Here is a 25,477-nt window from a genome sequence, read left to right as displayed (position 1 = left end):
ACTTGAGGTGGCGAAACTCCTGGTCACACCCAGTACGACGCAGAGCGCAGCCGATCGAAGGGACACACCGGATGGATCCGCACGGAATCGGGACCGACGAACTGCGGGCGCAGGTCGCAGAACTGATCGGCTCCGAGCCCGAGGCTGTGCCTGTCGATGCGAACCTGTTCGAGTTGGGGCTGGAATCGATCGTGCTGATGCGGTTGGTGGGCAGATTCCGAAAGCAGGGCAAGGCGGTGACATTCGCCGATCTTGCTGCGCGGCCGACGGTCTCGGCCTGGTCCGAATTGGTCGGTGCGGCAATCGAACCGGTACCCGCGCCCATTGCTCGCACACCGGAGTCGAACCGGCCCGACATCGGCAGCTTCGATCTCGCCGTCCTGCAGCACGCCTACTGGATCGGCCGCAGCGCAGAGCAGCGGTACGGCGGCGTCGCTCCGCACCTCTACACCGAGTTCGATGGCAGGGCAGTCGATCCCGACCGATTGCGCGCCGCACTTCACGCCGTGGCCCGTAGGCACGACATGCTGCGGGCTCGGATCACCGACAACGGGCAGCAGGTGATCGAGTCCACCCCGGGGTGGCGAGGGTTGACGGTCCACGATCTGCGGAGCGCAGACGACGCAGCAGCCGAACTGGAACGAACTCGACAACGATTGACCCACCACATGCTCGATATCGAAGCGGGAGAGGTGTTCTCGGCAGACCTGTCGCTGTTGCCGGACGGTCGAACTCGTCTGCATCTCGACATGGACATGATCGCAGGCGACGCCGTCAGCTTTCGCATTCTGGTCGCAGATCTGGCGCAGGCATACGACGGTCGGGCACTCCCCACCATCGACTACAGCTACGAGCGCTACCTCACCGACCGGCCGGACGATCGCCGCAACGCTCGGGAGCAGGCTGAAAAATACTGGTCGAACCGACTCGATTCTCTACCCGGAGCACCCACTCTGCCGCTGCTCGAACGTGATTCAGGCTCACCCGTGGCAACACGACGGGCGTTCCATCTCGACTCGCATGCGTATTCGCAGTTGCAGTCGCAGGCTCGTGCGCACGGCGTCACCCCGGCGGTCGCGGTGGCAGCGGCCTTCGCCGAGGTGGTCGGGGCGTGGTCACGTGAACAGCGATTCCTGCTCAACGTTCCGATGTTCGACCGTGCCCCGACGCACCCGGCCGTCGGCGCACTGATCGGCGACTTCTCGTCCTCGGTCATGTTGGATGTCGATCTGAGCGAGGACCTTTCGTTCGCGGAGCGGTCCCGGCAGCTGCGGGCACGCCTGCACGAGGACGCCTCGCACGTCGACTACTCCGGAGTGGAGGTACTTCGCGACCTCGGTCGTCGCAGAGGGGAACCGGTACTCGCGCCCGTCGTCTTCACCAGTGCGCTCGGATTGGGCGAGCTGTTCGACGGCCGTGCGCGGGAGGTGTTCGGGGACCCGGTGTGGATCATGTCGCAGGGACCGCAGGTGGTTCTGGACGCACAGATCACCGAGCTCGACGGCGGCGTGCTGGTCAATTGGGACATTCGCGAGAACGAATTCCTGCCAGGGGTTCCCGAGGCGATGTTCGACGCCTTCGAATCGCTCGTTCGCGGCCTCGTCGACGAGGATGCCGTCTGGACGAAGCCGGTGGGCCAGCTGGCTCCGTCGCGTCAACTTCTCTTGCGGACCCCGGCCGCCGATGTACCGCGCACGGATGCGGTGCCGGCAGCCGGGACCGAGACCCTGCACCGCGCCTTCTTCGACCGGGCGGCCAGAAGACCGGACGCGATCGCTCTCGAGTGGGGCGAGAACGAGTCGATGACCTACGGCGAATTGTGCGACCGTGCGCTGAGAGTGGCTGCGACACTGACAGATCGCGGGGTTACAGTGGGGGACACCGTAGGGGTGACGCTGCCGAAGGGGCCCGACCAGGTCACCGCAGTCCTCGGTGTGCTTGCCGCAGGTGGGGTGTACGTGCCGATCGGCGTCGACCAACCGGCGAGTCGGGCTGCGCTGATCGCTGGAAAAGCCGACTTTGCGGTGACGATCGGGGGATCGGGTGACGACGGCCTCACTGTGGCCGGGAGTGGAGCCTGCGGAATGACCATTCTCGACGCCGTCCTCGGGGAGCCTCTGCCCGCACCGCATCTCGGACCCGACACCGCTCCCGCGTACATGATCTTCACGTCCGGTTCGACGGGCGAACCGAAGGGTGTCGTGGTCTCGCATCGCGCCGCGATGAACACGATCAGCGACCTGATCGGACGATTCGAGCTGGACGAAAGCTACCGTCCGTTGTGCCTGTCCGAGTTGGACTTCGACCTGTGCACCTTCGACCTGTTCTCGGTCTTCGCAGCCGGCGGTACGGCCGTGCTCATCGAGGAGCACGAGCGCAAGGATCCGCAGCGCTGGGTCACTCTGATCCGTGCGCATCGAGTCACGGTGATCAGCTGCGTACCGCCGCTGCTGGACATGATCCTGTCCACCGGTGAGGATCTGGGCCGTTCGCTCGAGGTCGTCATGCTCGGCGGGGACAAGGTGGGTATCGATCTCTATCGCCGGTTGACGGCCGCGGTACCTGGATGTCGGTTCGCCGGACTCGGTGGCGCTACGGAAACCGCGATCCACAACAGCATCTGTGAGGTCGTGGACGTCGATCCGAACTGGCGCACAGTCCCGTTCGGTGGGCCGCTCGGGTGCATGGCGCTTCGGGTGGTCGATGAGCGTGGGCACCAGGTGCCGGACTGGGTGCCCGGCGAGCTGTGGGTCGCGGGCGTGGGTCTCGCCGACGGCTACCTGGGCGATCCCGAGCGTACGAACGAGCGGTTCGTCGACGCCGATGGTTACCGCTGGTACCGTACCGGCGATCTGGTTCGCTACGGCACGGGCCCGATGGTCGAGACCGGGTCCATGGTCGAATTCGTTGGTCGCGTGGACAATCAGATCAAGATCAACGGGTTCCGCATCGAGCTCGGCGAGATCGAGTCCGTCCTGTGTGACGACGCCGAAGTCGCCTCTGCGGCAGCGGTCGTCGACCGGGTCGGAGCTGCAGCGGTGATGGCAGCAGTGGTGCTCGCCGATCGCGACGCGGATCCGGACGAGACCGCTGCGGGCATCATCGCCAGGGCTGCCGATCGTCTGCCTGCACACATGGTGCCGGAACGGACGGTGGCACTGCGAGCCTTGCCGCTCACCGTGAACGGCAAGATCGATTCCGCGGCCATCGTGGAACTGTGCCGCGCAGCAGGCAATACCGAGCGGATGCAGGCGCGGGTGGCCCCCAGAACCCACCTCGAGCGCGCACTCGCCTCGATCTGGAAGACGGTGCTCGGTGTCGACGAGATCGGGGTCACCGACACCCTGTTCGCGTTGGGCGGCGACTCCGTCCTCGCGACCACGATCGTCGCCCGAACCCGCGCGGCCTTCGACATCACGTACGTCACGGTGAGGATGCTGTTCGCTGCCCCGACGGTATCGGGGCTGGCGGAGTCGATGATCGTCGCGGCAGGCGGTACCGAGCTGCTCGAGGCGACGGCAGAGATCTACGTGTCGATCGAATCCATGTCCGAGGACCAACTGCTGGCGGCCCTCGATCAGCAGCACACGCCCTGACTCGCACCACTTACTCCTTCCACGATCGGGAACCCACAGTGCACACAGTCATCGAGAACGATGCCGACTTCGTACCCTTCGACTCGGGCCGTGCCCAGACGTACCTCGATGCCGGACTCTGGCGCGAGACAACACTTTCCGACATGTTCACGGCATGGGTAGACCGGTTCGGCTCTCGTCGCGCGGTCGTCGACGAGCTGGAGGCAGTGACATACGACGAGTTGCACGCGCGCATACGAACGACCGCTGCAGGGTTTGCCGACCGCGGTATCGAGCCGGGTGATCGGGTGGTGGTGCAACTACCCAATTCGGTGTCGTTCGCGGTTGTGCTGTTCGCGTTGCTCGAGTGCGGCGCGGTTCCCGTGCTCACTCTCCCCGCACACCGACGCCGCGAAATCGTCCATCTTGCAGCCACATCGAAGGCCGTCGCGTACATCATCGCGGAGCGGGACGGAAATTTCGACTACCGAGCGCTCGCCGACGAGACGGTGGAGTCGGTTCCGAGCATTCGGGACGTCTTCGTCGATGGTTCGAGCGGGTCGCACAGTCCGTTGGCTGCCGTCGTCGGTACGCCACGGGAGTTTCCACGTGCGTCCGCCGCGGATGTCGCGGTGCTGTTGGTATCCGGCGGAACGACCGGTCTGCCGAAGTTGATTCCGCGTACCCACAGCGACTACGAGTTCAACGCACGGGCGAGCGCCGACGTCTGTGAATTGACGGCCGAGGACGTGTATCTCGCCGTTCTCCCCGCTGCCCACAACTTTCCACTGGCGTGTCCGGGTCTGCTCGGTGCGCTCGGCGTCGGCGCGACGGTGGTGTTCTCCCGCAGCGCCAGCCCCGATCAGGTGTTCGCGCTGATCGAGAAGTACCGCGTCACGGTGACCGCCCTCGTACCGACGTTGACGCATCTGTGGTGCGAGGCCACCGAATGGGAGGAGGCAGACCTGTCCAGTCTGCGGTTGTTGCAGGTCGGTGGCGCGAAATTGACGCCCGGGGTCGCCAAGCTGGTCGAGCCGGCCCTCGGATGCCGGTTGCAGCAGGTGTTCGGGATGGCCGAGGGGCTGTTGAACTACACACGGGCAGGCGACGCACCGGACGTGGTGATCGGCACCCAAGGGCGTCCGTTGTCCGAGTTCGACGAGATCAGAATCGTCGACGCCGACGGCAACGACGTCCCGGCAGGCGATGTGGGCGAGCTGCTCACCCGCGGTCCGTACACCATCAACGGTTACTACGCTGCGGCAGAGCACAATACGACGGCCATCACCCCCGACGGCTTCTATCGCAGCGGAGACCAGGTTCGCGCGCTGCCGTCGGGACACCTGGTCGTCACCGGTCGGATCAAGGACGTCATCACCCGAAACGGTGAGAACGTCGCGGCGGACGAGCTGGAGGATCTGTTGCTCACGCACGACGGAGTGGCCCGAGTAGCGGTGATAGGCGTACCCGATCCCGCTGTGGGCGAGAGTATCTGCGCGGTGATCGTGCCGAACGGCGGTGCTCGGAACGACAGTGTTCCTACCGTTGCCGAGGTGCGGGCATTTCTGACCGACGCAGGCTGCGCCGGGTTCAAGCTACCCGACCGGGTGGTGGCTCGAACGTCGCTTCCCGTCACGGCAATCGGCAAAGTGGACAAGGCATTGCTCGTCAGGCAGTCGGTCGAGCAGCAGGCGAGTCGATGAACCCGGTGGATCTCGACGACGTCAAGCGTCGACTGCTGCAGGATCGGCTGCGGCGCGCCCGGGGCGGTGAGACCGCCGAGGTCGAGCGCGGTCCTCTCGCTGATCTCGAATCGTCCGAATTCGATGTGCTGAAAGCACGATTCGGGCCTATCGACGATGTGTGGCCGCTATCTGCGCTGCAGCTCGGGTTGGTCTATCAGGTCGGTGTCGACGCACACGCCGCCGGGCTCTACACCGTCCGCACCGTCGTCGAGGTCGATCGGGTTCTGGACGGCGACAAGGTAAGGCACGCTCTGCAATCGGTGGTCGACACCACCGCGGCGCTGCGCACTGCGTTCGTCACCCCTGAGGGCGAGGCACCGGTCCAGGTTGTCTTGTCGTCCGTCGAAGCACCACTGACGGTGATCGACCTGGGTGACGGCTCGGCGAACGAGGCGGACGCGGCGTGGAACCGGGTACTCGCAGGCGACCGTGACCGGGCATTCGACATCGACGCACCCCCACTGTTCAGGCTGACTCTTGTGCACCTCCCCGGCGGCGTCGACCGTCTGTTGACGACCTACTGGTTCGGCTGTTTCGACGGCGGTTCCTCCGCGTTGCTGGTCTCTCGTATTCTCGAGCTGCACGACGGCGCAGACGCGCATGTCGATCATGGCTATCGGGAGTACCTGCGCTGGTTGATCTCTCGCGACCGCTCCGAATCCGAGCAGGCATGGCAACGTTGGTTCGCCGATGTCGACACCCCTACACTCGTGGCCGGCGCAGCCGAGGGCGATGACGAGCCTCCTCGGCGAATCGAACGCAGGCTCTCGGCGGCGGCATCGGGCCGACTCGACAGCATTGCCCGCGAGTCCGGCTCGACACTGTTCACGGTGCTCGCTGCCGCCTGGGCAAGTGTGCTGATGCGCGTATCCGGTCGATCCGACGTGGTCTTCGGCACCGCCGTCGCGGGCCGACCGATGGAGGTGCCGGGATCCGAGAGCGCGATCGGAGCGTTCATCAGCACCGTGCCGATTCGAGTCACGGCGCAGGGATCGGATACAGCCGCGAACATCGCTGCGCGGGTGCAGGATCAGCGACTGGATCTGATGCCGCACGACACGCTCGGCCTCGGCGGTATCCAGAAGGCGATCGGTGCGGGCGCGCTGTTCGACACCCTGCTGGTGCTGCGCAACGCAGCCGGTCCCGCAGCCGATGCGGCCGGCGCGCCGAAGCGGCAGGTGCGGCACATCTCGACCGTCGACGGCTCGGAGTTCCCGGTGTCGATTGCCGTCGATCCCGGGACGGAACTGAACCTGTCGGTGACCTACCTGCCGACGTCGGTGGACGACGAGCGGGCGAGCTACCTGCTCGATTCTTTCGAGCACGCCGTGAATACCGTTGCCGAGCAATCCGATCTGCCGATCTCACGGTGGCCTGCACCGGCCACCGAATCGGCAAGCATCGCAGACAACGGTTTCGGCGACAGGCTCGAGCGGCTGCGCGATTCCACGATCGCCGAGTTGCTCGCCGACCGCGCCGCGGCCGTCCCCGAGACGACGGCGCTGGTGTTCGGAGACGAACGAGTGACGTTCGGAGAACTTGACTCTCGGGTCAGTGCGTGTGCGGTTGCTCTGCTGCGCCGTGGTGCAGGCCCGGAGCGTATCGTCGCTCTCGCGCTCCCGCGGTCGATAGAGATGGTGGTGGCGTTGTTCGCGGTACTGCGCACCGGCTCGGCGTACCTCCCCCTCGAACTGGACTACCCGAACGATCGACTCGACGTCATGTTGGCCGATGCGAAGCCGGCGATCCTGGTGACGACCACCGAAACGCAGTCGCGTGAACTGACGACCGACGCCACCGTCATGATCGTCGACGACCCCTCGGTGGTCACGGAATTGTCGATCCGCGTCGACCCCTCGCAGTTCGCCTGCGGTCCGTTCGCACCCGGTACACCCGGTCGCCTCGAGCACCCGGCTTACGTCATCTACACCTCGGGCTCGACCGGCACGCCCAAAGGCGTCGTCACCCCGTATCGGGGATTGACGAACATGCAGATCAACCACCGAGACGAGATCTTCGTCCCCACCATCGCCGCGGCCGGGGATCGAACACTGCGGATCGCGCACACCGTCTCGTTCTCCTTCGACATGTCATGGGAGGAGTTGCTGTGGCTCGTCGAAGGCCACGAGGTGCATGTCTGTGATGAGGAATTGCGCCGCGACGGTGAGGCATTGGCGCGATACTGCGAGCAGAACCTGATCGACGTGGTGAACGTGACGCCCACGTATGCCGGGCATCTGCTGGATCTGGGACTGCTGACCGAGCACGACGGGCATCGTATTCCGCTGGTCCTCCTCGGCGGGGAGGCAGTTCCCGATTCGTTGTGGCAGCAACTGGGAGACGTCGGATACAACCTGTACGGCCCCACCGAGTACACCATCAACGCGCTCGGTGCCGGCACGCGGCAGAGCAACAGTCCGTCGATCGGTGGGCCGATCCTCGGTACTCGCGCATACGTTCTGGACCAGTGGCTGCGACCCGTTCCGGTGGGATCCGTGGGTGAGCTGCACTTGTCCGGTGTGGGTCTGGCCCGCGGCTATCTACACCGATACGGCCAGACGGCAACCAGATTCGTCGCAGATCCGTGGGCACCGGGTGAGCGGATGTACCGCACCGGCGATCTGGTTCGGATCAGGCCCGACGGCCTGTTCGACTATCTCGGCCGTGCCGACGACCAGGTGAAGATCCGTGGGTATCGAGTCGAAACAGCAGAAGTCGAACGGGCAGTGGCGAACTGCGATGCGGTTGCGGGCGCGGTGGTTCGGGCGGTGGAGATCGGCGCGGGTACTCGCGCGCTCGCGGCGTACGTGGTCCCCACAGACGGCGTAGCGTCCGAGGACCGTTCCGAGTTGTTCGGATCGATCCGGGACGAGCTGGCGGCAGTGTTGCCGGAGTACATGGTTCCCACGTTGTTCGCTGCGTTGGAGCGTATTCCGATGACCATCAACGGCAAGCTCGATGTACGGGCTCTCCCGGCTGTCGATGCGGCAGGAGGCGGTACGTTCGTGCCGCCGCGCACTCCGGTGGAGACGATGCTGTGCGAGATCGTCGAGGCGGTTCTCGGGGTCGGCCGGGTGGGTATCGACGACGATTTCTTTGCCCTCGGCGGCGACAGCATCACCTCACTCGCCGTGGCGTCGCGGGCGCGCAAGGCCTCGATACCGCTGGCACCACGTGAGGTGATGCGCAAGCGAACGGTGCGGATGTTCGGGGCAGAGCTCGTCACCGAGGACACTGCCCGACCTGCGGTATCTGCCGAGGCGGCCACCGTGGATCTGTCCCAGGACGAGCTCGACGAATTCGAAAGCAGTATGTGAGTGACGAACACGACGGCCGAGTCCGCGGCAACGCCGCAATCCAAGATCGCTGCGGTTCTGCCGCTCACGGCGCTGCAGGTCGGTATGTATCTGCAGTCGAGTCTTGCTGCAGCGAAACAGGATCCGTATCTCTCTCAGACAGTGCTGGACCTGACCGCCCCGGTTCGAGTCGACCGCCTCATTCTCGCTCTCGAGCACCTACTCGAGCGCCATCCGAACATCAAAGCGTTACTGCGTCAGCGTCGCAACGGTGATCTGGTGTGGGTGGTTCCGCGCGCATCGACACCGGAACTGACAGCTGTCGAAGATGACTGGAACGATCACCTCGGCCGCGACAGGTCCGCCGGATTCTCGTTCTTCGACGGGCCGTTGATCCGCTTCGCGTACTCCACCGATCCTCGGTCGCCGCGGGTGCTGATCACCTACCATCACGCCCTGATGGACGGATGGTCGGAGGCCATCTTCGTTCGTGAGTTGATCGCCCTCTACACATCGGGGGAGTCGGCTGCACTGGCCCCCGCTCCCGACTACCGCAATTACCTTGCCTGGACGGCAGGTCAGGACCGCGACGCGGCCAGGGCGCACTGGGCGGATCACCTCGACCGCTTCGAGCACCCCACGTTGATCGCCGGTGCTGCGCCGCAGTCGAATTCGTGCTCGCGCATCGATCTCGACATCGACGAGGCGCTGGCCCGACGCGTGGAGAACTATGCGCGCAGCCGCGGTGCGACGATGAACGTGGTGGTGCAGGTTGCCTGGGCGTCGATGCTCGCGGCTCGGACCGGAGCAGGCGACGTGGCGTTCGGAATGGCGGCATCCCTGAGGCCGTTCGATCTCGACGGCGCGGATGCGATGGTCGGTCTGTTGCTCAACACCGTGCCCGTTCGGATTCGATTCGGTTCGAGCGGGTCCGTCGCCGATGCGGTCGATCGCCTGCAGGCAGATCACCTCGACCTGGAGGAGCACCGATTTCTGGGACTGTCCGAGATCGCCGGAACCGTCGGCGGCGGTGAGCTGTTCGACACGATCGTCGTGTATCAGAACTACCCAACACTGCCCTCCGAAGCGGGTGCGGCCGTCGATGGGGTCACGGTACTGGGCGCTCAGATGAGTTTCCCGATGGCTCTGATCGTCGGTCCCGACCCTGCTCTGTGGGCTTTCGTGCTGCACGACGACGCAGCCGTCGATCATCGATCGGCCACGTTGTGCGCCGAGGCTTTCGTCGAGATGCTCGACCGGATGACAAGCCGTCCGGACGTCGATGTGCCGCAGCTCCTCTCGGCCCCCGACGGCCAGGGGTGCAGCGTCGGAGCGTCTCGGCAGGTGTCGACACTGGAGACGGCCCTTGCGGACAGGTTTGCGCAGTCGAGCGAGGACATCGCGTTGACGGTCGGCGGGGACGCGATCACCTACACCGACCTTCGATCCCGGGTGGCCGAGGTGTCGACCCGGCTACGCAGCCGGGGTATCGGGACCGAAAGCCGCGTCGCTATCGCTCTCGGCAGGGGCGTCGATATGGTGGCCGCACTGCTGGCGACCATCGACGTGGGTGCGGTCTTCGTCCCCATCGACATTCGCTACCCGAGTGAGCGCATCGACTACGTGCTCGCAGATTCCCGCCACGACATTCTGTTGGTCGACGACGCCACCCCTACCGCGCTGACCGCTCTCGAGACCGCAACGAGAATCGATTCGAGCTCGGCTACCGAGGTGGTGGAAGAACCCTTCGCTCGGAGCATCCCGGGCGAGTGCGGGGCCTATCTGGTGTACACGTCGGGTTCGACCGGTACGCCCAAGGGAGTGCTGGGAACCAGAAGCGCGCTGGCCAATCGTCTGCACTGGGCGACACTGCTTTGGGGCGGTCCCACGAGCCGGGTTGCCAAGAGCTCGCTGTCGTTCATCGACGGAGCAACCGAACTGCTGACCGGAATTTTCGCGGGTCAACGCCTCGTGTTGGCGCAGGATCACGAGTATGCCGATGCGAGTGCGTTGGTCGAGCTCCTCGCTCGATCCGGGGCAGAGCAGATCACCGCCGTCGGGTCACTCGCTGCAGCATTGTCGACGACCGCGCCGCAGGAATGCGGTTCGGTCACCAGTTGGATCCTCAGCGGAGAGCCGTTGACCAGCAACATGATCGATGCGATCGGACGCGCCACCCCCGAAGCGTCGGTGCACAACTCCTACGGTTCCTCCGAGGTGGCGGGCGACGTTGCCGTGCACAGGGTCGTAGGCGACCCGGCCGTCATCGGAACGGCGGTGCACAACACGGTCCTCGGCGTGCTCGACGACCGACTGCGTCCGCTGAGAACAGGGATCGGCGGTGAACTCTACGTCTCGGGCGTGCAGCTCGCCCGCGGATATTTCGGTAAACCGGCCGAGACCGCCGCACGGTTCGTCGCAGACCCGGGCGGGGACGGCCGCCGGATGTACCGCACCGGTGACCGCGCCCGCATTCTCGACGACGGTGCACTCGAATTCCTCGGACGTGCCGACCGGCAGGTCAAGGTCCGGGGCCATCGCGTCGAGCTGGGGGAGATCGAAAACCTCACTGCCGATATCGAATCCGTGGATGCGTGCGCCGTGCTCGCGGTGCCTGACGACGCGGGCGCAACCGTGCTCGTTGCTTACGTGACCCCCGGCGATGTCGATGCCGCCGCACTACGCGGCGTCCTGCGGCGCCGGGTGCCCGAGTATCTGGTGCCGGCGTTCTGGGTGGCGATCGACCGGTTACCGAGTACTCCCAACGGCAAGACGGACCTGGTGACGCTGACGCAGCGCGGGATTCCCGAGAACGGACCGAGCCGGTCACGAGCAGCCACCACTGACGACGAGCGTTGCCTCGTCGACCTGTTCGCCGATGCGACTCGGGCGGGTGCCGAGTCGATCGGGGTCGACGACGACTTCTTCGCGCTGGGCGGCGACAGCATCACCGCCATCACCATGGTTCATCACGCACGGGGTGCCGGGTTGGTCATCACGACCGCCGACGTCTTCGAGTGCCGCACAGTTGCTGGACTGGTCGAACGAGCCAGATGCACCGTAACCGACAGCACTGCAACAGAACCCGAGACCGCTGCGCCGCTACTGGACGTACGAGACCGGACCGAGTTGCGCGCACTCGGTATCGATCCCGAGCTTGCACGCCCGGCAACTCCGCTGCAGCAAGGGCTGGCATTCCAGTCGGTCGCTGCAGGAGACGGAGTCGAGGAAATCTACGTCATCGCCACCGAGTTCGAAGTACGAGGCGAGCTGCACCTCGGAAGACTCGAAGACGCGTTCGACGCATTGTCCGAGCGCCACCCGGCTCTGCGCTCACGTTTTCTCACCCTGAATTCCGGGACCGTCGCGGTCCGCGATACGGAACGAGTGCATGTGCGCAGGCACACGGTCGACGATCCGGATTCGCCCTCGGCGCGCGCTCTGATCGACGAGGATCGACGTACCTTCGACATCGAGCACGGTCCCCTGGCGCGAGTTCTCCTGCTGGACTGCGGAGAACGGCTCCATCGGGTGGTGCTGACCGTGCATCACCTTCTGGTCGACGGTTGGTCCATGGGGACCGTCGGCACCGAGTTGTTCATGCTCTACCGTGGCCGGGATCTACCGGCTCCGGCGTCGTTCGACGACTATCTTCGATGGCTGTCTCGGCGGGACGGCTCGTCCATCGATGTGTGGCGTCGAGCGCTCGGTGCCGGCGTTGTGCCGACAATCCTGGCCCCGGCCGCGTCGCCGTCCGTGGAGCGATCCGAGGCGCGAGAGATAGAGATGCGGTGGGATGTGCAGGCCTCTGCCCGCCTGGCAGCCTCCGCTCGTCGTCGGTCGGTGACGGCGAGCGAATTGATCAATGCGGCATGGGCCGTGGTGCTCTCGGCATTCACCGATTCCGGATCGGTGGTGTTCGGATCCACTGTGTCGGGACGCCCGACCGAGCTGGACCGCGTCGGCGACATGGTCGGGTTGTTCATCAACACCATCCCGGTGCGCGTCGACATCGGGCCCGACGCCACCGTGTCGTCGGTTCTCGCGGGCCTCCGGGCTTTCTCCGTCGCCGTGGCCGCACATCATCACGTCGGTCTCGCAGACATCCAGAAGGCTCTCGGAGGGGGAACGCTGTTCGACACCCTCGTGGTGTTCGAGAACTTCGCTGCCGCCGATACCTCGGGTGTCGATACCGAGGACTTCTCGGTATCGGTCGCCGGGTTCCACACGGTAACGCACTACCCGTTGACGTTGACGGTGTTTCCGGGCGAGGAACTGCGGTTGGTGGTGGAATATCGAAGCGACGCAGTAACGGTCGAGCGTGCTCGGGCGGTGGCGTCGGCCATGACGGCAGTGCTTCGGACGTTTGCCGAGGCGGGGGATCCACTCATTGCGTCGGTGCCCCTCGTGGACGAGGCAACGGCGTACCGGCTCACCGGTGAGCAGGCCGGCATCCCGCGCACCTATCCGTCCGAGACGTTGGTCGAACTCTTTGCCGAACAGGTGGCGCTGCAGCCCGATGCGATCGCCGTTCAGGACGCCACCACGGCATTGACGTTCGCCGAGTTGGACTGCGTGTCCAACAGAACCGCACGGTGGCTCATCGGTGCGGGCGTGGGCGCCGAGGACCTCGTGGCCGTCGTGGCCCCGCGCACGGTGATCACGATGGCGGCGATCCTCGGCGTGATGAAGTCCGGGGCCGCATATCTGCCCATCGATCCGAACTGGCCGGCCGACCGCACCAGCCAGATTCTCGACGACGCACAGCCGGTGGTCACGGTGACCACGGATTCCGTTGCATCGCTTGCTGCTTCACCCGCTGATTCGGTAGGCATCACCGATGCCGAACGGCGGGCACCGTTGCATCCCGACCACCCCGTGTATTCGATCTACACCTCGGGCACGACAGGTGTGCCCAAGGGCGTTCTGGTCCCACACCGTGGCCTGACGAACCTGTACCACTCGCATCGCGAGAACGTGCACGAACCGGCTACCCGACGCGCGGGAAAGTCGACTCTGAACGTGGCGCACGCGTGGTCGATGGCCTTCGACGCGTCCTGGCAACCGCAGCTGTGGCTGTTCGGCGGCCACACAGTGCATTTGATCGATCCCGAGACGGTTCTCGACCCGGTGGAACTGACTGCTCGGTTGACTGCGCTGTCGGCAGACTTCATCGAGGTCGTGCCGTCGTTGCTCGAGCAGATGATGAGATCGGGTTCGATCGACACACTCTCGACGGTGGGGGTCGGGGGAGAAGCGGTGTCCGCCGAGCTGTGGAATCGATTGCGCAGCAGGCAGAACCTGGTGGCGTACAACTTCTACGGGCCGACCGAGGCGACGGTCGATGCGGTGTATACCTCCACCGAACTGTCGAGTGGTCCGGTGATAGGCCGGCCGGTGACGAACATGCGGGCATATGTGCTGGACAGGAGTCTTCGACTGGTGCCGCCCGGGGTGTTCGGCGAGCTCTACCTCGCCGGGCCCGGCGTCGTGCGGGGATACCGGAATGCGCCGGGGCGCACGGCACACCGCTTCGTTGCCGATCCCTTCACGGCAGACGGCACGCGGTTGTACCGGACCGGGGACCTCGTCGCGTGGACCGAGAACGGCACACTGCGGTACGGGGGCCGCTCGGACGATCAGGTGAAAATTCGCGGTCACCGCGTCGAAGTGGGGGAGGTGGAGGTTCGGCTGCGCGAGTTCGACGCCGTGGCCGACGCGCGGGTGGTGGTGCGAGGTTCCGAGAACGGGAATGCCACGCTCGCCGGCTATGTGCTGGCTCAACAGGGAAGTTCGCTGGATCCGAATGCCGTTCGTGCCCGCCTGCGCGGCCTGCTGCCGTCGTACATGGTGCCGGCGTCGCTGACCGTGCTCGATGCGTTTCCGGTCCTGCCGAACGGCAAGCTCGATGCTTCTGCATTGCCCGAACCCGAGCTCGCGACGCGCTCCGGACGTCCCCCGAACACCGATGCGGAGCGGCAGATCGTCGCGGCCGCGGCCGCGGTGTTGCACGTGACCGAGGTCGGTGCCGACGACGACTTCTTCGACCTGGGCGGTGACAGCATCATGGCGATGGAGCTGGCCGCGAGGCTCCGGTCGGCAGGCCTCACGGTGTCGCCGCGGCACATCGTGTCACTTCGAACCCCGGAAAGCATTGCAGAAGAAATTGTTTCGGCAGAGGTGCAGCCAGAAGTCGTCACGATGGACCCGTACGGAACCGTGCCGTTGACACCCATAGTGCGGTGGATGGATGCACTCGACGGGTCCATCGACGAGATCTCGCAGGCGGTGTTGCTCGAGGCTCCGGCGTCGCTCACCGAAGACTCGCTGACGGAGCTGGTCTCGCTGCTGACCGCCCGTCATCCGATTCTGAACTCGTGCTTCGAACGCAATCCCGGCTCCGAGTCGATCTTCACGGTGTTGCCGGACGGTGCCGACGTGCGCCCGTGGATACGCGTCGAAGACGTCGACGCTCTGACCGAGTTCGAGTTGGCCGACCGTGTCGGTGTCGAATCACGAGCTGCGCGTGCCCGATTGAGCCCGGCCGACGCGAGGATGGTCGACATCGTGTGGCTGCGACACCGAACCGACCCCCAATCGTCCGGTCAGCTGCTGATCACGATGCATCACCTCGTGGTCGACGGCGTGAGCTGGCGGATCCTGTTGCCGGATCTGGTCGCATTGTGGAAGCAGACAGCCACCGAGCGAACCCCGATCGGACCGTCGATGCGGCAGTGGGCGCACGAGGTGCTCGCTCTGGCAACCGCACCTCGGGTTCACGCCGATCTCGACTACTGGGCGAGCGTCGGCGACGGAGCGACAACGATCCCTCTGACGCGTCCGCTCGACCCGGTGGTCGATACGGGGGCCCGCGTGCGCACCGTCGACTTCGCGCTGCGGGAGGACGAGAGCGCGCACCTGTTGTCGGCCGCCACAGTTCGCCTCGGCGTCTCCGTCGAACACCTGTTGTTGGCCACATTCGCTGCTGCGGCGGCGGAGTGGATCGACAGTGATATCACGACGACGCAGTCGTTACTGGTGGACGTCGAAGGCCACGGACGGACGGGGGTCGCATCGGATCGGGTGGATGGTTCGTCGGTGGTCGGATGGCTGACGGCAGTGTTCCCGCTGCGCATCACCGCGCGCAGCGAGGATCACCGCACACTGATCGCACACCAGGCGAATCCTGTTGCTGCAGAATCTGTTCTGCGTGAACTGGCAACGGCGGCCAGGACGTCGAGGGAGTCCGTGCCGGGGGATGGATCGACCTACGGAATCCTGCGGTGGATGGGCGGCGAGGCCGAAGAAGTGCTGCGTCGAACTCCCGATGCAGCAATCGAATTCAACTACCTCGGTCGTTTCGACGCGGCGACCGGCGGACCGTTCGGGGCCAGCCGGTTACGGAGCAGTCTCGATTCGACCCCCGGTGCGGCCACACCCTGCAGCTATGCGCTGATCGTGGACAGCTACATCCACGACGAGCATGGTTCTTCGGTACTGGGGGTGACGATGACCTGGCCCGAGGAGGTGCTCGACGGCGTCGAGAAACTCGCGACGCTGTGGCACGACGCGGTGTCCGCAGCGTGTCGAATCCTCGGTGCCGACGCGCCTAGTGAGGCAAGGGTTACCTCATAAGTGCTACCTTGTCAGTCGCCTCACCCGGTCGGGTGTGGGACGCAGCAGTGCGTGGTCGAGTCGAGAGGTCCGAGCAACGATGAAGGTTCGTACGAAGTGGATGAGGAGCGCCGCGTCGATTGCGCTCGCCGGGGGGCTCACCATCGCTCTCGCTGCCGGTTGCAGCAGTACCGAGGAAGCGCCTGCAACCGAGTCCACCACCGCCGCGTCGGAATCTGCATTTCCGGTCACCATCGATTCCGCACTCGGATCCGCGACGATCCCCGAGGCTCCGACGCGCATCGCCACCTGGGGTTGGTCCAACCAGGACGCCGTTCTCGCCCTCGGAGTCGTGCCCGTCGCCATGCCGACCTTCGACGGCGCACAGTACGGAGCGGACGACCGCGGCATCTTGCCGTGGGACGCGAAAGCGCTCGCCGACCTGGGTGGCGAGACCCCGACGCTGCTGACCGGTGACGGAACCGGAGCCATCCCGGTCGAGCAGTTCGCCGCCGCCGCCCCCGATCTGATCTTCGCCCCGTACTCGGGATTGACCCAGGAAGAGTTCGACAAGCTCTCCGACATCGCACCGGTCGTCGCGTACCCGGACGAGCAGTGGACGACCTCGTGGGAAGACCAGCTCACCATCGCGGGCAAGGCCCTCGGTAAGGAGAAGGAGGCGGCAGATCTGGTATCCGGAGTCGACGGTTCCATCTCCGACGCGGCCGCGAAGTATCCGGCGCTGCAGGGCAAGACGGTCACCATCGCACTCCCCAATGCTCCCGGCACGTTCGCCGTCAGCAAGGACGACGACGTCCGTGTCGAGTTCCTCGAACAGCTCGGTCTGGTGAACGAGCCCACCATCCAAGAAGCCGACCCGGTCAAGGATCCCGATGCCGTGTACTTCGAGCTCAGTCTCGAGCAGGCCTCTCTGCTGAAGTCGGATGTGCTGTTCGTCGTCGCCTACGACAAGGAATCGCTCGGTGCATTCTTGGCCGAACCGGCTGTGGCCTCCCAGCCCGTGCTGGCTCAGGGTCGTACCGCATCCACCGAAAGCCTCAGCGTCGACAAGAACTTCGCGTTCGGTGGCCTGACGGTGCTCACCATTCCGTACATTCTCGACGACGTGGCATCGGCGCTGAACACCGCCGCCGAGAACGTCCAGGGCTGATCCGAGCGCAGGCCCACCCGACGCACCACACATCTGCATTTTCGCGAAGGAGCGTGTTTCACAGTGGCAAGGTCTCATCGACTCCAGGTCGTCTTTCCCGAAGTCATCCGAACGGCCACCGTGATCGACACGCAGCAACTCAGTTCGGGAATGCGCAGGATCGTGTTGGGTGGGCCGCAGCTGCGGGCATTCTCGCGAGACGGCTTCGACTTTCCGGCGCTGCGTAGCGAGGGATTCGACGACTTCGTCCGCCTGTTCTTCCCCCTCGACGACAACGGCACGATGGCTCTACCGGTGCAACACGAGCGCACGGTGGAGTGGCCGCGGGAGCCGCGGCCACTGACCCGCAACTACACCGTGCGCAGCGTCGATGCCGAGACTGCCGAAGTGACTCTCGATTTCGTCACTCACGACACCGGAATCGCGTCGACGTGGGGGCGTCGCTGCGCCGTGGGTGATTCCATCCCACTGCTGGGCCCGGTGCGCTCGGGTCACGCACCCGCCGAGGTGGATTGGGTGTTGCTCGTCGGCGACGAGACCGCGTTGCCTGCTGTTGCTCGCTACCTCGACGAAGCCGGAGCAGGTGAGCGAATTCGGGTGTTCGTCGAGGTGGCCGACGCCGAGCGAGAACTACCGCTGCCGACGGCCGCCCACGCCGAGATCACCTGGGTGCACCGCAACGGGGCGGTTGCGGGCACCGGAGACCTGCTGGAAACAGCCGTGCGCAATGCGCCCTGGTGGGAGGGAACCGTGTTCGCCTGGGTAGCAGGCGAATCCACAACACTCAAAGGAATCAGGCGATACCTGCGCGAGGATCGCGCGCTGCCGCCGGAGATGGTCGAGGTCACCGGCTACTGGCGGCGCGCAGAGGTTCTCACCCGCGCGGACGATCCGGAAGTTCCCGATCTGAACGCTCGCGAATCCGAGCCGTTCGACAGGCTCGCCGAACGAGCGGAGATGTTCTCCCCCTTCGCGATCAGGGCCGCCAACACGTTGCGCATCCCGTTGCACGTCTCCCGCGGCATACGCACCGTCGACGAACTGGCCACGGCCACCGGCACCGATACGCGAGCCCTGGCAAAATTCGTCCGCTACCTGCGGTCCGTCGACGTGCTCACCGAGGATTCGGACGGCGGTGTGATCCTCGCCGACATCGGTGAAGCCATGCTCGGTGACGACTGGATTTCGCACTGGCTGGATTTCGACGGTATCGAGGCGCGAGTGGAATTGTCGATCACCGGACTCGTCGAGAGCCTGCGCACCGGCGGTGCCAGCGCGAGTCTGCTGACCGGCAAGACGTTGAGCGAGGACCTCGCCGGCTCGCCTCGGCTGACGGAATTGCACCACAACCACATTGCGGACGAGGCAGCGTTCCTGGGTCCTGCTCTGGTCCAGGATTATTCGTTCGGCGGCGTGTCCACGTTGGCGGTGACCGGTGCCGCATCCGGGGTGGTGCTCGGCTCGATCCTGACGGGCCACGACGCGATGTCGGCAACCGTTCTCGGATTACCGAGCGAACTCGACCTCGTCCGACGAGATCTGCAGAAGTGGCCGGAACTGCACGGGCGCGTGACCGAATGCGCTCAGAGTGTCGTGTCCGAACCGCGCAACAACCCCACGGGCGGGTTCGACGCTTACCTGTTGCTCGAGGTCACCGGGCATTATCGCGACGACGATCTGGCGTTGCTGCTGGCGAGCGCGGCAGCAGGCCTGTCCGCGAGCGGGAAACTGATTGTGGTTGAACGACTGTCGGACGATGGTGCGATCAACGAGGATCAGGCCGAGTTCGACCTGTTGATGCTCTGTATGCACGGCAGTGGAGTGCGAACCAGAGCCGAGTTCGATTCGGTGGCAACCGCAGCAGGCCTGGCGGTGACCGCGTCTCGTCTCGTCGGCTGGGGTATCGCGGTCCTCGATCTGCAGCGTGCACCCGAAGCCGTTGTGCGCCAGGGCTAGTTAGGTTAGCGTTGCCTATCGAAGGCGCGCGGCAATGCCTCGAGCATGTCGGTTGCGCGATGCGCGGTCCAGGACCGAATCACCGTCAGGAGTGCACACACAATGACCGTTGTCGAAGAAACGGCGTCGGGCACGGCCGAGACCACCATCCTGCAGGACGGATTGCAGACGGTGGTCACACTGGCCGAGTCGGGCTTGTTCGACGAGTACGTCGTGTACGAGGACAGAGGACGCTGGGTGTTCGCGGGCGGCGTGGTCGCTCGCATCGTCCTGCAACCGGATGTCGTCACGACCACGTGGGGGAGCGGCGAGCCGACGGTGCGTCGGTGGTCCGGCAATCCGTCGACGGCGCTGCGGGAGGCCTGCGACGGTCTGACCCGAGAATCCTGGAATGCTTACGGATTCGTCGGATTCGGGTTCGCGGCCCACCTGCACGGTGTGACGGCCTCCAGCGACTTCGACGAGGTGCTCGGCCATCTGGTCGTGCCCCGCGTCGAGGTCCGATTCGGTGCCGACCACCACGGCGTCGAGGTGACCGGGAGCGAGGAGGACCGCGCCGCGGTGGTGGCCGTACTCGCAGCCGCCTCCACCGAGGAGTCGCGGGCGGTGCATTCGCTCGATATCGGCGGAGATCTCGACGACTATCGCGATCGGGTACGGCAGGCTGTTGCAGAGATTCACCGAGGTGAGTACGCCAAGGTCATTCTCTCTCGCACGGTGCGTATTCCGTTCGATCTGGACATGCCGGGTACCTACCGGGCCGGGCGCGCGGCGAACACCCCGGCTCGTTCGTTTCTGCTGCACCTGGGAGACCTGCGCGCAGCCGGTTTCAGCCCGGAGTTGGTGGCCTCCGTCGACGCGCACGGTGTGGTCACCACCGAACCGCTGGCGGGCACGCGGGCCTTCGGTCTCGGCTCCGAGGCCGACTCGGCAGCGAAGAGCGATCTCGAGCAGGATCCCAAGGAGATCACCGAACACGCTGTGTCCGTCCGTACCTCGTTCGAGGAGCTCGAATCGATCGCGTGCCCCGGTTCGACCGCGGTCTCGGACTTCATGAGCGTGCGCGAGCGCGGAAGCGTCCAACATCTCGCCTCGACCGTGCGGGCACGCCTGCGTGAGGACCTGTCCTGCTGGGACGCCTTCGGGGCGCTGTTCCCGGCCGTCACGGCGTCGGGCATCCCCAAACGCGAGGCCATCGAGGCGATCGGGAGGCTCGACGACCCTCGCGGCCTGTATTCGGGTGCCGTCGTGAAGGCGTCGTCCACGGGGGAACTCGAGGCAGCCCTGGTGCTTCGAGCCGTCTACGAGCAACGCGGATCGGCATGGCTGCGTGCCGGTGCCGGCATCGTCGGCCAGTCGACTCCCGATCGCGAATTCGACGAAACCTGCGAGAAGCTCGCCAGCGTTGCCCCATATCTCGTCCGCAAGAAGGAGGAAGACGCCTGATGCATCGCACCATGTTGGGTGGAAAGATCCACCGCGCCACAGTCACTCATGCCGATCTGCACTACGTCGGCTCGATCACCATCGACTCCGTTCTGATGCACGCCGCCGATCTGATCGAGGGTGAGCAGGTCCACGTCGTCGACATCACCAACGGGGCGCGCCTGGTGACGTACGTGATCGAAGGACACCCCGGGTCCGGTGTCATCGGAATCAACGGTGCCGCAGCACATCTGGTGTCCCCGGGTGACCTGGTGATCATCATGTCGTTCCGGCAGGTGGAAGATTCGGAGCTGTCGGCGCACAGTCCTTCGGTAGTGCACGTCGACTCTGCCAACGAGATCGTGGCCCTCGGAGTCGACCCGTCCGAGCCGGTTCCGGGTGCACACGATCAGATGTCGGGGGCGAGCGTTCGATGACGTCGCACGAGAGCTACGACATCGTCGGAGTCGGATTCGGGCCGTCCAATCTCGGTCTGGCCATCGCGATCGAGGAACACAATCGAACGTGTGCGCCGGCTGAGCGGCTGACCTCGTGCTTCATCGAGTCCAAGGACGAGTTCGCCTGGCATCCCGGAATGCTGTTGCCGGGGACGACGATGCAGATCTCGTTCCTGAAGGACCTGGCCACTCAGCGCAACGCCGGCAGCGAGTACACGTTCCTGGCCTATCTGTCGGAGCAGGGTCGACTCAACCACTTCATCAATCTGCAGACGTTCTTCCCGAGCCGGCTCGAGTTCCACGACTACCTGTCGTGGGCCGCAGGAAAGGTCGACGCGACGGTGCACTACGGCACCCGAGCGGTCGACATCGTCGACACCGGTGACGGATACGGCGTCCGCACCGAGGGCCGACGAAGCGGCACCGTGCGAGGTCGAAACATCGTGCTTGCCGGCGGTTTGACGGCCACCATGCCCGACGGTGTGACCGCGTCGAACAGGCAATTCCACAATCACGACCTGCTCGGGCACCTGGACCGACTGCCGTCGCGGACGCATCGCACGTTCGTCGTCGTCGGCGCCGGGCAGAGCGCTGCCGAGGTGGTGGACTACCTGCACTCGACCTACCGAGATTCCTCGGTGCACGCGGTACTCCGCAAGTACGGGTACAGCCCGGCCGACGACAGCCCCTACGCCAATCGCATCTTCGATCCGACGGCCGTGGACGACTTCTATTCGTCGTCGCACACGCTGCGTGATCAGTTGCTGCACTACCACCGCGGCACGAACTATTCCGCGGTCGATCTGCCGCTGATCGAAGAGCTGTACGCGCGTGAGTACGCCGAACGGGTCAGCGGGGAGCGCCGGCTTTTCGTGCACGGAGCATCTCGAATGGTCGACGCCGTCGAGGAGGCGTCCGGTGTCCGGGCCGCCGTCGAGCACGGCCCTACCGGGTTGACCGAGGACGTACTGTGCGACGCTGTCGTCTATGCCACCGGCTTCACGTCCCTCGATCTCCCCGAGATCCTCGGTCCGCTGTTCGACGCCGTCGAGTTCGACACGTGCGGTCCGCGCGTGACGCGGGACTATCGGCTCGTCATGCGTGAACCGAGCGCGGGGTCGATCTATCTGCAGGGCGGGACCGAGCACACGCACGGTCTGACCTCGTCGTTGCTGTCCAACATCGCTGTTCGCAGCGGTGAGATCGTGAAGTCCGCCGTGAGCACGAGGGTGCGAACGGTGGTGTGAATCGGGTGCGGACGAGCGTGGGCGACGAGCCGGAACAGCGAGACGTTCCGGCCGAAGTCGTCGGTCGCGCTCGCACGAATGCGCGGCGGGCCGCGGGGTTGTCCGTCGTCATCGGTATTCTCGCCGCGCTGTGCCTGGTGAGTATCGCGGTGGGTACCGAGTACATCCCCCTCGGTTCGGTGTGGCACGGCCTGTTCTTCCCCGACGGGTCGACCGACTCCGTGATCGTCCGCGAACTACGCCTTCCGAGAACGGTTCTCGGGCTTCTCGTCGGAGCCGCGCTCGGGGTTGCCGGTGCACTGATTCAGGCGATGACGCGAAATCCTCTGGCCGACCCGGGCATCCTGGGTGTCAACGCCGGAGCGGCGTTCTTCGTCGCGATCGCAGTCGGCGTGTTGGGTTTCACCGGTATCGACTCCTACATCTGGTTCGCGTTCGCCGGTGCCGCGCTCGCTGCGGTCGCGGTGTACGCACTGGGCTCGATGGGGCGAGCGGGCGCAACGCCGATTCGCCTGACGCTGTCCGGAATTGCGCTCGGTGCGGTACTGGGCGGCATCACCTCGGGCATGCTGCTACTCGACCCGGACGCCTTCGACAGGATGCGGTTCTGGAGCGCGGGATCATTGGCCGGACGCGGCCTGGACATCACAACGGCAACCGGTCCGTTCATCGCACTCGGGCTGTTCCTGGCCGCCCTCGTCGCACGCCCGCTCAACGCGATCGCCCTCGGTGACGATCTGGCACAGTCGTTGGGGGCACGAGTGATTCGTACGCGCATCGTCGGTGTCGTAGCGGTGACTCTGCTCGCTGGTGCCGCGACCGCAGCGGCCGGGCCCATCGGGTTCGTCGGACTGATGATCCCGCACATGGTGCGGTGGTTCGTCGGGCCGGATCAGCGCTGGATTCTGATCTACACGCTATTCGCGGCACCGGGACTCCTGCTGCTCTCGGACGTGTTGGGCCGCATCGTGATTCGGCCGGGTGAGCTCCAGGTGGGGATAGTCACCGCATTCGTCGGCGCTCCGGTACTGATCGTGTTGGTCCGCCGGAAGAAGGCGAGCGGACTGTGACCCAGGTACAGCGCGGCAACGTGGACTTCGGACGGCGACTGTGGATCGTTCGACTGCGTGATCGGGTGGACGGCCGAATCGACATCCGAACGGTGGCGGTCTGCGCTGCACTGCTGCTGGTGACCGTCGCGGTCGCCGTCGTTGCGGTCGGCACGGGTGACTTCTACATTCCGCCGAACGAGGTGCTCGCCGCGGTGTTCGGACACTCCTCGCGCATCACCGAGATCATCGTCATGGAGTGGCGGTTTCCTCGGGTGCTCCTGGCTTTCCTGTTCGGGGCCGCGCTCGGTGTATCCGGTGCGGTCTTTCAATCGTTGACGCGCAATCCGTTGGGTAGCCCGGACATCATCGGATTCGCCACCGGTGCGTACACCGGCGCGCTCGTCGTCATCCTCACTCTCGGCGGTGGTTACTACCAGACCGGAGCGGGCGCGCTCGTGGGCGGACTGGCCACGGCCGCGGCGGTGTATCTGCTCGCATACAAGCGCGGCGTGCAGGGCTTTCGGCTGATCATCGTGGGGATCGGCGTCAGCGCGATGTTGGCCTCGATCAACACCTGGTTGGTCGTCAAAGCCGATCTGGCCGACGCGATCGCGGCCGCCGTCTGGGGGGCGGGCAGTCTCAACGGACTGGGGTGGGCGCAGGTGGTGCCTGCACTGGTGGTGATGGCCGTCATCGCCCCGTGCCTGGCGGTGTTGTCGCGTCGGCTGCCGATGTTGGAGATGGGGGACGACGCGGCACGAGCGCTCGGGGTGCGCGCCGAACCGACGCGTCTGATGCTGGTTTTTCTGGGCGTCGCGTTGATCGCACTGGTCACTGCGGCCGCGGGACCCATCTCGTTCGTCGCGCTCGCTGCGCCGCAACTTGCGCGCAGGCTCACCGGAACATCGGGTGTGGCGATGGTACCCGCGGCCTGTATGGGGGCACTGCTGCTGGTGGTCAGTGACGTTGTCGCACAGCGCGTCTTCGCCCCGACTCAGCTGCCGGTCGGTGTCGTGACCGTGTCGGTCGGAGGCGCATATTTCGTGTGGTTGCTCGCTCGTGAAGGGAGAAAGCAATGACAGGGAGAAAGCGATGACCGAGTCTCGGTTGCACGCGGACGCGATCACGGTCGGATACGACAAGAGCGTGATCATCGAGAACTTGACCGTCGCTATTCCCGACGGCAAGTTCACCGTCATCGTTGGGCCCAACGCCTGCGGTAAATCGACGCTGCTGCGAGCACTCTCGCGGCTGCTGAAGCCCTCCCACGGAGCCGTTCTGCTGGACGGCAAGGCAATCTCGTCGTATCCGGCGAAGGAGGTGGCTCGACGCCTCGGCCTGTTGCCCCAAACCTCCATCGCACCCGACGGTATCTCGGTGGCCGATCTCGTTGCGCGAGGCCGATATCCGCATCAGAAGTTGATCCGGCAGTGGTCGACGGCTGACGAGGCTGCGGTGGTCCAGGCCATGGACGCCACCGGCGTGACGTCGCTGTCGGCCCGGCAGGTCGACGAACTGTCGGGTGGACAGCAGCAACGAGTCTGGGTGGCAATGGTTCTCGCGCAACAGACACCGCTGTTGCTCTTGGACGAGCCCACGACCTTCCTCGACATTGCCCACCAGATCGAGCTTCTCGACTTGTTGGCCACACTGCCCCGCGAGAACGGCAACACTCTGGTCGCGGTGCTGCACGACCTCAACCATGCGTGCAGGTACGCCGATCACATGATCGCGATGAAAGACGGGGCCGTGGTCACCGAAGGTCCGCCTGCGGAGATCGTCACCGCCGAGCTGGTCGAGTCGGTGTTCGGACTGCCGTGCCGCATCATCGACGATCCGGAATCACACACTCCGTTGGTGATTCCTCGGGTGAGAACGACGACGATGGGCGATACCGCTGACGCATAGTAGGTAAGCCTTGGTTTACACTCGGCAAAA

12 protein-coding genes are annotated in these 25,477 nt (G+C 65.4%); all 12 read left to right on the top strand.

Annotated features, from left to right (window positions below):
* Positions 1-71 precede the first annotated feature (71 nt).
* The gene (locus tag CH286_RS04515; RefSeq protein WP_094608471.1) at positions 72-3,596 is read left to right on the top strand and encodes a non-ribosomal peptide synthetase; all 3,525 of its coding nucleotides are present in this window, start codon (positions 72-74) and stop codon (positions 3,594-3,596) included.
* Between the two features lie 38 nt (positions 3,597-3,634).
* On the top strand, positions 3,635-5,278 hold the full coding sequence (locus tag CH286_RS04510) for a (2,3-dihydroxybenzoyl)adenylate synthase (RefSeq protein WP_176458136.1): 1,644 nt from the start codon (positions 3,635-3,637) through the stop codon (positions 5,276-5,278).
* Positions 5,275-8,637, top strand: coding sequence for a non-ribosomal peptide synthetase (locus CH286_RS04505; protein WP_094608470.1), 3,363 nt, complete (start codon positions 5,275-5,277; stop codon positions 8,635-8,637). Before CH286_RS04510 ends, CH286_RS04505 begins: the two co-directional genes overlap by 4 nt.
* On the top strand, positions 8,638-16,251 hold the full coding sequence (locus tag CH286_RS04500; protein ID WP_094608469.1) for a non-ribosomal peptide synthetase: 7,614 nt from the start codon (positions 8,638-8,640) through the stop codon (positions 16,249-16,251).
* A gap of 79 nt (positions 16,252-16,330) precedes the next feature.
* A complete protein-coding gene (locus CH286_RS04495) occupies positions 16,331-17,401 on the top strand; it encodes an ABC transporter substrate-binding protein (protein WP_255182567.1) in 1,071 nt (356 codons plus the stop codon).
* A gap of 63 nt (positions 17,402-17,464) precedes the next feature.
* Complete coding sequence (locus CH286_RS04490; RefSeq protein WP_141215790.1) at positions 17,465-19,357, top strand: siderophore-interacting protein; 1,893 nt, start codon at positions 17,465-17,467, stop codon at positions 19,355-19,357.
* A gap of 102 nt (positions 19,358-19,459) precedes the next feature.
* A complete protein-coding gene (locus CH286_RS04485; protein ID WP_094608557.1) occupies positions 19,460-20,803 on the top strand; it encodes a salicylate synthase in 1,344 nt (447 codons plus the stop codon).
* Positions 20,803-21,219 carry an aspartate 1-decarboxylase gene (gene panD, locus CH286_RS04480; RefSeq protein ID WP_094608467.1) on the top strand — a complete coding sequence of 139 codons (417 nt, stop codon included), beginning with the start codon at positions 20,803-20,805 and terminating at the stop codon, positions 21,217-21,219. Before CH286_RS04485 ends, panD begins: the two co-directional genes overlap by 1 nt.
* Positions 21,216-22,487 (top strand): lysine N(6)-hydroxylase/L-ornithine N(5)-oxygenase family protein, encoded by a 1,272-nt coding sequence (locus CH286_RS04475; protein ID WP_094608466.1) that lies wholly within the window; start codon positions 21,216-21,218, stop codon positions 22,485-22,487. The genes panD and CH286_RS04475 overlap by 4 nt, the downstream gene beginning before the upstream one ends.
* Positions 22,488-22,492: 5 nt before the next feature.
* Positions 22,493-23,557 (top strand): iron chelate uptake ABC transporter family permease subunit, encoded by a 1,065-nt coding sequence (locus tag CH286_RS04470; protein ID WP_094608556.1) that lies wholly within the window; start codon positions 22,493-22,495, stop codon positions 23,555-23,557.
* Positions 23,554-24,618: a FecCD family ABC transporter permease gene (locus tag CH286_RS04465; protein ID WP_094608465.1), complete on the top strand. Its 1,065-nt coding sequence runs from the start codon at positions 23,554-23,556 to the stop codon at positions 24,616-24,618. Before CH286_RS04470 ends, CH286_RS04465 begins: the two co-directional genes overlap by 4 nt.
* Positions 24,619-24,631: 13 nt before the next feature.
* Entirely contained in the window at positions 24,632-25,447 is an 816-nt protein-coding gene (locus CH286_RS04460; RefSeq protein WP_032405751.1) for an ABC transporter ATP-binding protein, read from the top strand.
* The last annotated feature ends 30 nt before the right edge of the window (positions 25,448-25,477 follow it).

Source organism: Rhodococcus sp. WWJCD1, assembly GCF_002258735.1.
In the GTDB taxonomy this organism is placed as follows: Bacteria; Actinomycetota; Actinomycetes; order Mycobacteriales; family Mycobacteriaceae; genus Rhodococcoides.
This window is presented reverse-complemented; position numbering and strand designations above follow the sequence as displayed.

Bases quoted from the DNA above. Each gene is read 5' to 3' on its own strand.
- panD (WP_094608467.1), top strand. From the start codon at position 20,803: ATGCATCGCACCATGTTGGGTGGAAAGATCCACCGCGCCACAGTCACT.
- CH286_RS04515 (WP_094608471.1), top strand. From the start codon at position 72: ATGGATCCGCACGGAATCGGGACCGACGAACTGCGGGCGCAGGTCGCA.
- CH286_RS04475 (WP_094608466.1), top strand. From the start codon at position 21,216: ATGACGTCGCACGAGAGCTACGACATCGTCGGAGTCGGATTCGGGCCG.
- CH286_RS04495 (WP_255182567.1), top strand. From the start codon at position 16,331: ATGAAGGTTCGTACGAAGTGGATGAGGAGCGCCGCGTCGATTGCGCTC.
- CH286_RS04460 (WP_032405751.1), top strand. From the start codon at position 24,632: ATGACCGAGTCTCGGTTGCACGCGGACGCGATCACGGTCGGATACGAC.
- CH286_RS04485 (WP_094608557.1), top strand. From the start codon at position 19,460: ATGACCGTTGTCGAAGAAACGGCGTCGGGCACGGCCGAGACCACCATC.
- CH286_RS04505 (WP_094608470.1), top strand. From the start codon at position 5,275: ATGAACCCGGTGGATCTCGACGACGTCAAGCGTCGACTGCTGCAGGAT.